Source organism: Pseudoalteromonas sp. J2K-J599 (genome assembly GCF_059295115.2).
Genome location: NZ_CM200271.1, coordinates 1438209 through 1452168, shown reverse-complemented (window position 1 = coordinate 1452168; position 13960 = coordinate 1438209). Strand labels below are relative to the sequence as shown.

11 protein-coding genes and 9 tRNA genes are annotated in these 13960 nt (G+C 38.5%); 1 reads left to right on the top strand and 19 read right to left on the bottom strand.

Annotated features, from left to right (window positions below; genetic code table 11):
- Positions 1–409 precede the first annotated feature (409 nt).
- Positions 410–3088, top strand: a complete 2679-nt coding sequence (locus AC5NT5_RS06645; RefSeq protein WP_494513218.1) for a CHASE domain-containing protein — start codon at positions 410–412, stop codon at positions 3086–3088.
- 70 nt (positions 3089–3158) lie between these two features.
- Here the strand turns inward: AC5NT5_RS06645 and AC5NT5_RS06640 are convergent.
- The 19 genes from AC5NT5_RS06640 to ruvC form a co-directional block, all read right to left on the bottom strand.
- A tRNA-Ser gene (locus AC5NT5_RS06640) sits at positions 3159–3248 on the bottom strand.
- Positions 3249–3509: 261 nt separating this feature from the next.
- Positions 3510–4550 carry a quinolinate synthase NadA gene (nadA, locus tag AC5NT5_RS06635; protein ID WP_002962419.1) on the bottom strand — a complete coding sequence of 347 codons (1041 nt, stop codon included), beginning with the start codon at positions 4548–4550 and terminating at the stop codon, positions 3510–3512.
- 141 nt (positions 4551–4691) lie between these two features.
- Positions 4692–4767, bottom strand: a tRNA-Lys gene (locus AC5NT5_RS06630).
- Positions 4768–4829: 62 nt separating this feature from the next.
- Positions 4830–4905: transfer RNA gene (locus AC5NT5_RS06625), tRNA-Lys, on the bottom strand.
- An 83-nt stretch (positions 4906–4988) separates the two neighbouring features.
- Positions 4989–5064, bottom strand: a tRNA-Lys gene (locus tag AC5NT5_RS06620).
- 24 nt (positions 5065–5088) lie between these two features.
- Positions 5089–5164: transfer RNA gene (locus AC5NT5_RS06615), tRNA-Lys, on the bottom strand.
- An 83-nt stretch (positions 5165–5247) separates the two neighbouring features.
- Positions 5248–5323: transfer RNA gene (locus AC5NT5_RS06610), tRNA-Lys, on the bottom strand.
- 85 nt (positions 5324–5408) lie between these two features.
- Positions 5409–5484 (bottom strand) — tRNA-Lys (locus tag AC5NT5_RS06605).
- Positions 5485–5568: 84 nt separating this feature from the next.
- Positions 5569–5644 (bottom strand) — tRNA-Lys (locus tag AC5NT5_RS06600).
- 70 nt (positions 5645–5714) lie between these two features.
- A tRNA-Lys gene (locus AC5NT5_RS06595) sits at positions 5715–5790 on the bottom strand.
- Between the two features lie 226 nt (positions 5791–6016).
- A complete protein-coding gene (gene ybgF, locus AC5NT5_RS06590; RefSeq protein ID WP_033021320.1) occupies positions 6017–6766 on the bottom strand; it encodes a tol-pal system protein YbgF in 750 nt (249 codons plus the stop codon).
- A 13-nt stretch (positions 6767–6779) separates the two neighbouring features.
- On the bottom strand, positions 6780–7322 hold the full coding sequence (pal, locus tag AC5NT5_RS06585) for a peptidoglycan-associated lipoprotein Pal (protein ID WP_002960636.1): 543 nt from the start codon (positions 7320–7322) through the stop codon (positions 6780–6782).
- 34 nt (positions 7323–7356) lie between these two features.
- Positions 7357–8715, bottom strand: a complete 1359-nt coding sequence (gene tolB, locus AC5NT5_RS06580) for a Tol-Pal system beta propeller repeat protein TolB (RefSeq protein ID WP_138488837.1) — start codon at positions 8713–8715, stop codon at positions 7357–7359.
- 9 nt (positions 8716–8724) lie between these two features.
- The gene (gene tolA / locus AC5NT5_RS06575) at positions 8725–9651 is read right to left on the bottom strand and encodes a cell envelope integrity protein TolA (RefSeq protein ID WP_002960639.1); all 927 of its coding nucleotides are present in this window, start codon (positions 9649–9651) and stop codon (positions 8725–8727) included.
- A 4-nt stretch (positions 9652–9655) separates the two neighbouring features.
- Entirely contained in the window at positions 9656–10084 is a 429-nt protein-coding gene (tolR, locus tag AC5NT5_RS06570) for a protein TolR (RefSeq protein WP_494514364.1), read from the bottom strand.
- Entirely contained in the window at positions 10071–10775 is a 705-nt protein-coding gene (gene tolQ / locus AC5NT5_RS06565) for a protein TolQ (protein WP_002960643.1), read from the bottom strand. Before tolQ ends, tolR begins: the two co-directional genes overlap by 14 nt.
- A 964-nt stretch (positions 10776–11739) precedes the next feature.
- Positions 11740–12747: a Holliday junction branch migration DNA helicase RuvB gene (ruvB, locus tag AC5NT5_RS06560; protein ID WP_002960645.1), complete on the bottom strand. Its 1008-nt coding sequence runs from the start codon at positions 12745–12747 to the stop codon at positions 11740–11742.
- Between the two features lie 7 nt (positions 12748–12754).
- Positions 12755–13372, bottom strand: a complete 618-nt coding sequence (gene ruvA, locus AC5NT5_RS06555) for a Holliday junction branch migration protein RuvA (protein WP_002960647.1) — start codon at positions 13370–13372, stop codon at positions 12755–12757.
- Between the two features lie 2 nt (positions 13373–13374).
- Complete coding sequence (gene ruvC / locus AC5NT5_RS06550; RefSeq protein WP_002960649.1) at positions 13375–13899, bottom strand: crossover junction endodeoxyribonuclease RuvC; 525 nt, start codon at positions 13897–13899, stop codon at positions 13375–13377.
- Positions 13900–13960: the final 61 nt, after the last annotated feature.

Here is a 13960-nt window from a genome sequence, read left to right as displayed (position 1 = left end):
GTAAAAACTGGTAAAGATTACCTCTTACTCACTCGTATCTAAGTCGCTAATTTTATTTAAAAAAATCATAATATTAATTTAATTTTACTTGATTTAAACTTACCTAAGTAAAGTTATGAGCTGCTGATTTCTTCTAAAAATCAATAAGCACAAAAACCAGCACCTTTTGCTACTACTTTTGTTGGTATCTATAAAGTGATGCAGAATTTATAAATTATTATATTTATATGCACTTTAGTTTTATCTTGAGGCTTAAAATCAACTTTTTAGACTCCCCCTACTCTAAACCTCTATAAAATATATACATTCCAATTAATAACAAAGTTGTGTCTTGAATAATAGGTGCTATATTTATCACGTTATTAAAATAGAAACACACTTACTGCGACTCATGAAAAAGGATTAATTAATGATTCAAGCACGACCGGTTAATAAAGGGTTATTAATCTCACTGCTTCCTCACGTCATTTTATTAGTTGCGGGCATTATACTTACCTACTTTGCTCATATTAAACACCAAGAAGCCATAAAAAATAAAATAAACAATGCGCTTGATAACCGCCTATCATCGCTTTCTACAGGTATTAACAGTAGGCTCGATTTGTATCAATATGGGCTATTTGGTTTAAAGGGCTTTGTACATGGGATAGGTGCAAATAACTTAAACTATCAAGCCATAACTAACTACTCTGGGAGCCGTAACTACGCTAAAGAATTCCCTGGAGCTAATGGTATTGGCTATATAAAAAAAGTTGGCGTTGAGCAATTAAATAAATTTTTGAATGATGCAAAAAACGATAGACCCGATCAGACATTTAATTTGAATACACTCGTAGCGACTAGTGATGAGCATTTTATAATTCAATATATTTTTCCTGAGCAAAAAAACTTACAAGCAATTGGATTAGATATTGGATCTGAGAGCATGCGCAAACAGGCAGCACTAAATGCTGCCATAAATAATACAACCCAATTAACGGCGCCACTGACTTTAGTACAAGCGAATAAACTCTCACAACAAGGCTTTTTAATATTAGTGCCAATATATAAAACCATTACTATTTCTGATAATAAAAAACAGCGCCTTAATGAGCTTTTAGGTTGGGCATATTCGCCGTTGTTAATTGATAAAATTTTAGACTCACTTTCACACCTTGATGAAAATCAACTAACGATAAGTGATATCAATAACAATACTGAGACTGATTTTTTTAGTTATGGCATAAAAAGCAAAACTAACGATTATCAATTAACTAAAATTATAAAATTAATGGGTAGAACGTGGAAAATTACCATTGATGCCTCAGACGCCTTTATTTATAACCTTCATCTCCCTAGTCGGTATCAAGCCATTGTTAATGGCTCTTTCGCCACTATTGGCTGTATGTTTATAGTTTTTTTAATGCAATTGTTTATTTTTAGAAGAAACCAAAGAATTAAGAGAAAAACACTTCAGGCTAAAAAAAATAAACTCGCATTGCAGCAAGCAAATTTAAAACTAGAAAGCGAAGTTAAACAACGTACGCAAGAAATAGCCGATATGAGCATGCTCCAACAAAGTATTTTAAACAGTGCTAGTTATTCAATTATTGCGACCGACACAAACGGCTTAATCACTCTATTTAATCCCGCCTCAGAAAAGTTATTAGGCTACAAAGCGCAAGATGTTATTGGCATTAAAAACCCTGGCATATTTCATTTAAAAGAAGAAATTATAAAAAAGGCTAAACTACTTAGTGCTGAATTAAATAAACCTGTCACCCCTGGTTTTGAAGTATTTATCTTAAAAGCAACAGCAACAGAGCCAGATATTAATCAATGGACATACATTTCTTCTACAGGCGAGCAAATACAAGTTAATTTAAGTGTCACTTCGTTGTTAAATAACGAAGGAGACACCGTTGGCTACTTAGGTATTGCTTACGATTTAACAGAACAAATTGACCACGAGCAAGCCCTTGGTCACTCAAAAGAACTTGCTGAGCAAGCATCGCAAGCAAAGTCTGAATTTTTAGCAAATATGAGCCACGAAATACGAACCCCAATGAACGGTATACTTGGCACATTACAACTATTACAAGAACAACCGCTTAATGAAAAATCAAAAGAGTATTTAAAAAAATCACTATATTCAACTCGAGCACTCACCACCATTATTAACGATATTCTTGATTTTTCTAAAATAGAGGCCGGCAAGCTCTCATTAGAGAATAAGCCTTTTGACTTTTTTGAACTTATTCATCACTTAGAGTCAGACTTAGGTGTGCAAGCAACAGATAAAAACATTTACCTTAAATTTGTGATTGATATTGAGCACAAGCATTGGGTGGGCGACCCAGTTAGACTCAGACAGGTATTTTTAAACTTAATATCTAACGCGATTAAGTTTACATCTCAAGGTGGCGTTACAGTAACGTTTAGGCTAACCGACGAAAAAAAAATATGTTGTTGTATATCAGACACCGGAATTGGAATCTCTGAGCAAGCAATTGATCGATTGTTTGAGCGCTTTGAACAAGCTGAGCAATCAACCACGCGTGAATATGGTGGTACGGGCCTTGGCTTACCCATCACTAAATCATTAATAGGCCTTATGAATGGCGAAATTAAAGTAACAAGCCAGTTAGGTTCAGGGAGTCAGTTTTATGTGTACTTACCATTAAAACAAGCGCAGGTGGATGACAGCACACTAACAACCAAAAATATTGAGCTTCCTGACCTATCTGGAAAAATTATTTTATTAGCTGAAGATAATAAAATAAATCAGCTTGTTGCAGCTGCGATGCTTGAACCAACTAAAGCCACCATTATTATTGCCAACAATGGTTTAGAAGCGATTTCATTATACGAGTTACACAAACCAGACATTATTTTTATGGACATTCAAATGCCAAAAATGGATGGTCTTCAGGCATGTAAAAAAATTAAGGCGCTTAATAGCGAACAAATTGTTATTGCATTAACTGCTAATGTTTTTACAGAACAAAAAGAAATATACAGGCAGCTATTTGATGGTTACGTTTCAAAACCAATCGAAAAACATGAACTTGTCGGCATGTTATCGACACTTTGCTTAGTAAATAATTAGTCATTCTGAGGGCATTAAAAAACCCAGTTATTGTTACCTTTCGATATTAATAACTGGGCTCTAAGAATAATGGTGGAGGGAGAGGGATTCGAACCCTCGTTAGGGATAAACCTAAACACACTTTCCAGGCGTGCGCCTTCAGCCACTCAGCCATCCCTCCACGGTGCTGCAATTGTGTAATGCAACAGCGCGCTATAGTATGAAATAGACCCTTAAGGTGCAAGGCATTTTTAAATTTGGGCCTTTAAATGCTTACTAATCAAGCAACACTTACCTATAGGCACAAAAAAACGGCTAAATCTAAGACTTAACCGTTTTTAATTTATACTTTAAAATGACTTAACCTAAACTCTGATTAAGAGATTTACTACGTATTGAATATGATGATATTTAAATTTATTTTCTCTAACCAGAGTTTAGGTTACTTAGCCATACTCGCGGTAAATTCAAGCATGCGATTAAGTGACTTAAGTGCGCCTTCGCGTAAATCCATATCAACGAATACTTCTTTGCCTTTAGGACTTATGAGGGCTTCTTCAATCGCTTTTAAGCCATTCATTGCCATCCAAGGGCAATGTGCGCAACTTTTACATGAAGCGCCCTCACCTGCAGTAGGAGCCGCAAAAAACTCTTTATCTGGACATAGTTGCTGCATTTTATAAAAGATGCCGCGATCAGTTGCTACAATAAACTTTTTGTTGTCCATTGTTTGCGCTGCTTTGATCAATTGGCTCGTAGATCCAACCGAATCGGCAAGAGCAACTATTTCTGCTGGTGACTCAGGATGAACTAAAACGCCTGCATCTGGGTGTAGCGCTTTCATGTCTTTGAGTGCTTTTGTTTTAAACTCGTCATGTACAATACATGCGCCATTCCACATAAGCATATCAGCACCGGTATTTTTTTGAATATAACTACCAAGGTGCTTATCTGGGCCCCAAATGATTTTTTCGCCTTGCTCATCGAGGTGCTCTACTATTTCAAGTGCACAGGATGAAGTTACAATCCAATCTGCACGTGCTTTAACAGCCGTAGAGGTGTTTGCATATACAACTACTTTACGATCAGGGTGCTGATCGCAAAACGCAGAGAACTCGTCTATCGGGCAGCCAATATCTAACGAACATGTTGCTTCAAGCGTTGGCATAACAACCGTTTTATTTGGCGTTAAAATTTTGGCTGTTTCGCCCATAAATTTTACGCCCGCAACAATAATCATATCTGCATCGTGACGTGCGCCAAAACGCGCCATTTCTAGCGAGTCGGCAACGCAGCCGCCGGTTTCTTCAGCAAGTGCTTGAATTTCAGGATCGGTATAATAATGGGCAACAAGTACTGCATTTTTATCTTTTAGTAATTGTTTTATACGCGCTTTATATTCGCCTTGCTCGTCTTGTGTTAACGGTGCTGGCTTAGGGGGAAAAATATAACCTTCAGGCATAATAGTTTGAGCTAGACTCATGTTCTCGACCACTTATCTACAGTGCATTAATTAGGGCGAATTATACGAGAATATGAAAGCAAATAACAGCGAACTAGTAAGGCTGTTTATAAAAAATAAAGTGGGAAATTAAAAAAGAATATAAAGGAAAGTATTAGAGAGTGGTGGGTCATGATGGATTTGAACCATCGACCAATTGATTAAAAGTCAACTGCTCTACCAACTGAGCTAATGACCCGCTCTAATATAAATCTGCTTTGTAAAAAGCTGCGTAAATCCGCCGATTAAACTGTCATAGAATGGTGGGTTATGATGGATTTGAACCATCGACCAATTGATTAAAAGTCAACTGCTCTACCAACTGAGCTAATAACCCGCTCTATGCACTTATTCAATTAAGAATGAAGCTTACGTATATCCGCCGACTAATGCCAAACCCTATTCTCAAGGAATAAAGAATGGTGGGTCATGATGGATTTGAACCATCGACCAATTGATTAAAAGTCAACTGCTCTACCAACTGAGCTAATGACCCGCTCTTATATAACTTTTCATAGAATGGTGGGTTATGATGGATTTGAACCATCGACCAATTGATTAAAAGTCAACTGCTCTACCAACTGAGCTAATAACCCGCTCTATGCACTTATTCAATTATGAATGAAGCTTACGTAAATCCGCCGATTAATTCCAAACCGTATTCACAAGGAATAAAGAATGGTGGGTCATGATGGATTTGAACCATCGACCAATTGATTAAAAGTCAACTGCTCTACCAACTGAGCTAATGACCCGCTCTATTGTTGCGTTTAAATGCAACTTACTACTTTGCGTAAATCCGCCGATTGGAACCAATCATTATTCACAAGGAATAAAGAATGGTGGGTTATGATGGATTTGAACCATCGACCAATTGATTAAAAGTCAACTGCTCTACCAACTGAGCTAATAACCCATTCCAGTTGCTAACTTATTACTAAGTTAAAGCTTACGTAAATCCGCCGATTAATGCCAAACCGTATTCACAAGGAATAAAGAATGGTGGGTCATGATGGATTTGAACCATCGACCAATTGATTAAAAGTCAACTGCTCTACCAACTGAGCTAATGACCCGCTCTGACGTTGCGTTTTATAACAACTTAGTATTGTACGTAAATCCGCCGATAAAAGACCATTCAAATAATGGTGGGTTATGATGGATTTGAACCATCGACCAATTGATTAAAAGTCAACTGCTCTACCAACTGAGCTAATAACCCGCTCTTTTTGTCGCATTTCGAGTGGGGTAACCATTCGTTTGCTGCGGGCGCTTATAATACTTATTTATAAAATGAGTGCAACCGAAATTGTCTCTTTTTTTAAGTTTTTATGTCTAGATGCACAAAATTAAACCGTTTGTGCTCAAACTACATGCAAATCCAAGATTCTTCGAGAGTTTCCATGTAGTTTGCTCGCCTAAACTAGAAATTTAATCGCTGGTGAACTTTAGTTTCCCAAACGATCAGTTGCTAGTTTTGCAGCGGTAGTACTTGGGTATTGATTGATAAGATCGCTCAATATTTTTTGTGCTTGCGCCGCTGAACCTTGATCTTGTAAAAGTGTGCCTAACTTTAGCATTGCATCTGGGCGTTTATTAGAATTTGGAAATTCGTTAACAACCACTTTAAAATGCTCCACCGCTTTTACGCCATCATTTTTAATAGTAAGCAACTGCCCTAACCAATAATGCGCGTTAGACGCATATACAGAGTTTGGATAGGTAGTCAAAAACGTTTGAAATTCAGGAATCGCTTGATCATAACGTTTATCTTTCATTATTAACGCAACAGCACGCTCGTACGCTTCATTTTCAGATAAGTCACTGCTGTAGCTCTGTGCATCGTTTGGCTGCGCCTGATCGACTACTGGAGCTGCTGTTGGCTGTGTATAAGCCTGGCTCACGCGGTTTTCAATCTCTTGATACAACTCACGCTGACGCTGCAGTACTTTTTCAAGTTTGTAGCTTTGCTCTTCAGTTACACCGCGAATTTGACTTACTTCGTCTTGTAACAAGTTAAGTTGTTGCTGTAACTCTACTTGTAAAAAATTACGCGACTGCATCATATTCTCAAGCGACGCTAATCGCTTCTCAATACTTGATTGTGAACTTGCAGCTTCTGAAACAGGAGCGGGAGCAGCCATTAACTGGGTGCTCCCGCTCAATATCATGGCTGCCAAAATAATTTTCGGCTTCATAATATCTCTTATCTTAGTAAACTAGTACCGCACGGCGGTTTTTAGCGAAAGCTGATTCAGTGCGAGATTTAACCATTGGCTTCTCTTCACCGTAGCTTACCACTGACATTTGGCTAGCTGAAACACCTAAGCTTAATAGGTATTTTTCAACTGCTTGGCCACGGTGCTCACCTAGTGCAATGTTGTACTCTGGAGTACCGCGCTCATCTGCGTGGCCTTCAATTAGTACTTTAACTGATGGGTTTTGAACTAAAAACTCAGCATGTGCACGAAGTAAATCAGCGTACTTACCTTCAACAGTCGCTTTATCAAAGTCAAAGTAAATTACTTGCTCTTGACGAAGTGCTTCGTACTTTTGACGAAGTTGCTCTTCTGCTTGTTGCTCAGGAGAGATTGTAGCTACTTCAACTGTATCAGTGTTAGTTGATTGCTCAACAACGCCTTGATTTGATTGGTTTGCAGCACCTTCATCAATATCAGAAGATGAGCTACAAGCGGCTAATGTCATTACTGGCACAGCAATTAGCAGGCCTTTAAGTATTTTGTTAAGTTGCATTGAGTAGATTCCTATTTTGAGTAAACCAGTAATATTACTGTAAGTATGGCGACCAAGCTGGTGCCTTTACTTGTCCGTCTAGCACAGGTAACCGTGCTTTAAAGCGGCCGTCCATCGATACTAGCGCAAGTACCTGTTTATTATTATGGAGCGTGCTGTATATAATCATCGAACCATTTGGCGCTATGCTCGGTGATTCATCTAGGCGTGTTCTCGTTAATACTTGAAACGCACCTGTAGCCAGCTCTTTCTTAGCAAGATGGTACTGCCCGTTGGTACGGTTAACCATCACTAATTCTTTTCCATCTGGTGTTATAGAACCAGCAAGGTTCATATCACCATCAAAGGTGAGTCGTTGTGACCTACCTGTTTTTAAATTTAACTTATAAATCTGAGCATTACCACCCCTTTCAGATGTAAACACAATATCTTGGCCATTAGGGTACCAAGATGGCTCAGTATCTATGCTACGATGATTTGTTAAGCGTGTTTCTTTACGTGTAGCAAGGTCAAGCATGTAAACTTCTGTCGCACCAGTCTTATCCTTAGAAAGCACTAATAATAGCTTTTTACCATCTGGCGAAAACTGCGGTGCACCATTAATACCACGGTAGCTTGCTATTATTTCACGCTTACCTGTGTATATATCTTGAATGTAAATTTGGCTTTGACGGTTTTCAAACGTTACATACGCTAGTTTAGTACCATTCGGTGACCATGCTGGCGACATTAATGGTTCTTTTGAACGAAGTAATACCTGTTCGTTAAAACCATCGTAATCAGCAACGACTAGCTGATAAGGTTTAGGCTCGTTATCACGTACTATTACATATGCAATTTTAGTTAAAAACGCGCCCTTTTCACCCGTTAGCTTTTCATAAATTACATCACTAATGCGGTGTGAATAACGACGAAAACCACTCTCGCCAATAACACTTTCACGCGCTTCTAAAATATGATCTTGGCTTTTAACTAACTTACCGTTACTCATCATTTGCGTATTGCCACCAGTAATTTGGCCACGAATCACATCAACTAATTCATAACGGACTAAATAACGCCCATCAGTTTGTTGTTCAACCTCACCAACAAGAACAGCTTCAACACCTTTATTAACCCAAGACGCATAATCAATTTCGCCATCTTTACTTGGCTGTTGCGGCATTTGCGCCACATCAACAGGTTTAAACTTACCACTGCGCATTAAATCGGCAGCAATAACACCACTTAGCTTTTCAGGGATTGGACCAACACCTTGGTATTTAAAAGGTACAATGGCTATAGGCCTTGCACCGTCTACACCTTCTGTTATTACAATTTCAAGCGCTGCATTGGCAACACCCGTAAACCCAAACAGTAAAACTAAACAGGCTATTTTTATTTTGTTGAACATATCATTCCTTTAAAATTCTGGCTTGATTGTTAAATTAATATTCTTAAGTTTTTCGAATACGTCTTTATCTTTAGATACCGGTAATGTGTCAGCCATGCGCACTGCTCTTAATGCAGCTTCACATACTAACTTGTCGCCACCTAATGATTTAACTTGCGTTACTAAACCATTAAAGCCCAAACGAATATTAACTCGGCACTGTTGGTTTTTCATTTTTTCATCAATCAGTAAGTTTTGCTGAATACGCGCCATAATTAATGCACGGTACTTATCAACTTCGCTCACCACTTGTTGCTGACGTATTTTACTACGGGCAGCCTGCTCTTTGGCAAGTTGCTCTTGTAACATTTGCTCTTGCATTGCTTGCTGGCGTTTACGTTCGGCCTCAGCAGCACGCTCTTTTGCTTCCTCTTCACGCTTTTTGCGCTCAGCTTCTGCTTTTTTAAGCGCTTCTTCTTCAGCTTTGCGTTTGTCAGCTGCAGCTTTTGCTGCGTTTTCAGCTTCTTGCTTTTGCTTTTCGGCTTGCTTAGCTTTAGCACGCTCTTTTTGCTCAATGGCACGTGCTTTTTTAGCTTCTGCCTCGGCTTGCGCTTTTTCTTTCTCTTTAGCTTTACGCTCTTGCTCTAGCTTTTTAATATTACGTGCTTCTGATTCGCGTTGCTTGCGTGCATTGGCCGCTCTGCGTTCTAAATCACGGATACGTTTATCTTCAGCACTTTTTTTATCTTTTTCTTTCTTTTGAAGCTCAGCAATTTTTTGCTCAACTTGTTTTTGATCAACTGTAACGGCTGATACCGCTTTATCTGGCGTAGGTATAGCCGAATTAAGCGTTACTTCCATTACTTTAGGTGTTGGCGGATGAATATTTGCAGAAGCATACAAAAATCCACCAATCCCTAAATGAAGTACTATTGATTTTACTACTGAACTATTCATACAGCTACTTCCCCTCAAAGGATTCAGTCATTAATCCTACTGATGGTACGCCTGCATTTTTCAAAAAATCCATTAGTAATAATACTTCTTGATACGACACCTTACCCGAGCCTTTAATCATTACCGGCACGTCAGGGTTTTTTATTAGCTGTAATTTTATAACCGCAGCTACATCAAGTGCTTCCATAGGCTCTTCAGGGTCTGTACCTACACTCACGTAATATTTACCTTGTGCATCTATTGAGGCAATAATAGGCGGAGTATCTTTAGTATCAACTAAATCAGACTCTTCCATTTTAGGTAAATCAACTTTTACACCATGCGTAATAAGCGGTGCTGTAGCCATAAATATTATAAGTAGTACCAACATTACATCAATGTAAGGTACTACATTAATCTCTGCGACCGGACGGCGCTTTTTACGCTGATACATTCGCTTGTGCCTCTATTTGTGTAGCTGCTTGACGGTGTAAAATATTAGCAAACTCTTCCATAAAGTTAATATAGTGAGACTCAAGCTTTTCAACACTGTTTGAAAAACGGTTATAAGCAATAACAGCAGGGATCGCCGCAAATAAACCCATAGCAGTGGCAATAAGTGCCTCTGCAATACCTGGTGCTACCATTTGTAATGTAGCTTGCTTAACTTCACCTAGTGCAATAAAGGCATTCATTATGCCCCACACTGTACCAAACAAACCGATGTACGGACTAATAGAACCTACTGTTGCTAAAAACGATAGACTAGATTCCATTTTTTCAATTTCACGAGAAAGCGCAACACGCATAGAGCGGTGCGTTCCTTCCATAACAATACTCGCACTTTGAAATGTATTCTTTTTATGACGAGCAAACTCTTTAAAGCCCGAAGTAAACAAAGCTTCAATGCCTTGAGACTGACCGCTGCGTGACGATATCTCGTTATATAATTTGCTTAAATCAATACCCGACCAAAACTTTTGCTCAAATTTCTTAGCATTTATTAGCGCATCCGATATTGCTTTTTTACGTTGAAATATAATTGTCCACGACATTACAGACATGGCAACTAGCCCTAACATTACTAATTGAACAAGCAAACTTGCTTCTAAAATTAGATCTAAAAAATTAAGCCCTGATCCCACGTTAAACTCCTAAATAATTTCAAAATACGGCAAATTGGTTAATTTGTGTAAATATGACCGCTTACACGGCCAAAAGTTGCATCTAGTGTATCTAGTCCATTTCAAGCTGACAACGGTATTGCTATGAATAGGCAACAAAAAACGTTAAAAAAACAGCTTTAGCTGGCATTTCCCTTTGCCTCAGTATTTTATTTAAACTTTTAAACAAACTCGCTAACTATAAATATGCGTAAATATATACATGAAACGTCATAAAATGCGCCGTTTATTCAAAATAAGAGCATAAACACTCAAAACCTATAAGCCTCACCTGCACGTAATAGTAAAACTAATACCGAGCTATAACGAAATAAATTACTTAAGTTATAAATTTCATAAACTTATAAATTTAACGATTAATTAACGCACAAGATTCAAACAACAATAAAATTCACTAAATTAGTTTTTCTAATCTGAAAATACAAATTTTCTAGTTTGAACAAAAAAGTAAACTTACGTATTATTCTCCCATACCGAGCTAGCGCACTGAATGAGATAGTTTCATTAAGCCAAGTTCTTAGTAATAGGATATTTTATCGTATTACATTGTTTTACTCTTTCTGGATAAAACCAAATTTAGTAAAACGTAGTTCCCCTGGATTACTTCCTTCAACTTGTTGTTTGCCCGCATTTTTTGCGGGCTTTTTTTTGCCTGCAATTTAGTGCGCTACATATTTTATTTATAAACTAATAATTGCCCTACCTAATTTACAATAAGTAATTCGCTTACTAGTTTGAATGGTACGCAGAATAGCTTCGCGAGTCTTAACGCCCTGTGAATTAACAGTTAACTATAAAGCGTATTTGTATTTTGAAATAACATTTGCAACAGAGTGTTGAGGTTTTGAGTATAATAATTTGAAACAAAGGGATACTGAAACAATTACCTGCTGCGCTATAAACCACAGCAAGTAAAGTATATAGGCTAGTCTTTTTTAGGAAGTAAACCAAAGTGATGGTATGCACTGTCAGACACTATGCGCCCGCGTGGAGTACGCTGAATAAATCCTTGCTGGATTAAAAATGGCTCTATTACATCTTCTATTGTTTCGCGCTCTTCACCAATAGCAGCCGCTACATTGTCAAGCCCTACTGGGCCGCCCATAAATTTTTCAATTATGGCGAGTAAATATTTGCGGTCCATATAATCAAAACCACTTTTATCTACGTCAATCATATCAAGGGCTTGCTTAGCTACATCGGCGTTTACTGTGCCGTCAGATTTTACTTGAGTGTAATCGCGTACACGGCGCAATAAGCGGTTTGCAATACGTGGTGTGCCGCGCGAGCGCTGGGCAATTTCGGTAGCGCCATCGTCACACATTTCTAAACCAAGATAATGTGCAGAGCGCCCTACTATGTGCGATAAATCTTCTACAGAATAAAACTCTAATCGCTGCACAATTCCAAAACGGTCACGCAGTGGCGATGTAAGCGAGCCTGCTCGTGTGGTTGCACCAATGAGTGTAAATGCAGGTAAGTCTAATTTAATAGAACGCGCAGCTGGGCCTTCACCAATCATTATATCAAGCTGGTAGTCTTCCATTGCGGGATACAGTATTTCTTCAACTTGCGGGCTTAGCCTGTGTATTTCATCGATAAACAGTACATCGCCCTCTTCTAAATTAGTAAGTAGAGCAGCTAAATCGCCTGCTTTTTCAAGTACAGGGCCTGATGTTGTTTTAATACTTACGTGTAACTCATTGGCTACAATATTTGCAAGCGTGGTTTTACCAAGCCCAGGTGGTCCAAATATTAATAAATGATCAAGCGCTTCACCACGGGTTCGGGCAGCTTCAATAAAAATTTCCATTTGCTGCTTAACATGAGGCTGGCCTCTGTAGTCGGCTAAAAGTTTTGGTCTTATTGCACGATCTATAGAGTCTTCATTTGTTTTTTCAGTCGCATCAATTAAGCGATCCGCTTCAATCATGGGTTACTCACAACATAGATTTTAAAGATTCTCTAATAAGAACCTCAGTAGACATATCGGGTTTACTTATCGATTTTACTGCTTTTTGAGCTTGTGGCAATTTATAACCTAATGCAAGCAGTGCCGATACGGCATCATCCGCTGCATTATTAGCAATTGTCGCATCGCTCATTGGCTCTATTACTGCGCTGTCACTAAATGGCGTAAATAAATCATTGCCCCAATCTTTTAGTCTGTCTTTCATTTCGAGTACTAAACGCTCGGCTGTTTTTTTACCTACACCGGGTAATTTAACAAGCGATGTTGAGTCTTCGTTATTTACACAACTTACAAATTGTTTTGCCGACATGCCCGATAAAATAGCTAAGCCAAGTTTTGGCCCTACGCCATTTGCTTTTAATAGCTCTCTAAACAAGGCACGTTCAACTTTATTATTAAAACCAAATAATAGTTGAGCATCTTCACGCACTACAAAGTGAGTGTAAACAATCGCATTTTCACCAATTTTTGGTAAATCGTAAAAACAGGTCATCGGCATTTGTACTTCGTAACCTACACCACTTACTTCGAGTAATATTTCTGGTGGCTGTTTTTCGACTAAAATACCATTTAAGCGGCCTATCATAATTATTTCCTTAAACGTCCTCTAACGGTTTTGCTTGCGCTGCCCGCTAGTTTAATTAAATTTTGTTCTGAGTGGGCGTGGCAAATCGCAATAGCGAGTGCATCAGCTGCATCGGCCTGTGGCGTACCGGGTAGTTTTAAAATATTTTTTACCATGTGTTGCACTTGTGTTTTATCTGCGCCACCGTTGCCTACTACTGCTTGCTTAATTTGCCTAGCTGAGTATTCAAATACGGGTAAGTCAGCCATTGCAGCGCCAACAATCGCAGCGCCTCTAGCTTGGCCTAGTTTTAAAGCTGAATCGGGGTTGTGCGCCATAAATACTTTTTCAATGGCAAAGGTTTCTGGCGAAAACTGCTCAATAAGCTGTGTAATGCCTTGGTAGATCATTTTAAGCCTAACCGGAAAAGGATGATCGGCTAACTTAATACAGCCACTGCCTAAGTATGTAAATTTAGAACCTTGATGGGCAACAACACCATATCCGGTCAAACGTGAACCAGGATCGATCCCTAAAATGATGGCCAAACAGCGCTCCATTGTTATTATTTTTAAATTACGTTAATAATGCCAGAGCACTGTATAAATT

Excerpts from the sequence above, each read along its gene's own strand:
- AC5NT5_RS06645 (WP_494513218.1), top strand. The coding sequence starts at position 410 with ATGATTCAAGCACGACCGGTTAATAAAGGGTTATTAATCTCACTGCTT.
- nadA (WP_002962419.1), bottom strand. The coding sequence starts at position 4,550 with ATGAGTCTAGCTCAAACTATTATGCCTGAAGGTTATATTTTTCCCCCT.
- ybgF (WP_033021320.1), bottom strand. The coding sequence starts at position 6,766 with ATGAAGCCGAAAATTATTTTGGCAGCCATGATATTGAGCGGGAGCACC.
- pal (WP_002960636.1), bottom strand. The coding sequence starts at position 7,322 with ATGCAACTTAACAAAATACTTAAAGGCCTGCTAATTGCTGTGCCAGTA.
- tolB (WP_138488837.1), bottom strand. The coding sequence starts at position 8,715 with ATGTTCAACAAAATAAAAATAGCCTGTTTAGTTTTACTGTTTGGGTTT.
- tolA (WP_002960639.1), bottom strand. The coding sequence starts at position 9,651 with ATGAATAGTTCAGTAGTAAAATCAATAGTACTTCATTTAGGGATTGGT.
- tolR (WP_494514364.1), bottom strand. The coding sequence starts at position 10,084 with ATGTATCAGCGTAAAAAGCGCCGTCCGGTCGCAGAGATTAATGTAGTA.
- ruvB (WP_002960645.1), bottom strand. The coding sequence starts at position 12,747 with ATGATTGAAGCGGATCGCTTAATTGATGCGACTGAAAAAACAAATGAA.
- ruvA (WP_002960647.1), bottom strand. The coding sequence starts at position 13,372 with ATGATAGGCCGCTTAAATGGTATTTTAGTCGAAAAACAGCCACCAGAA.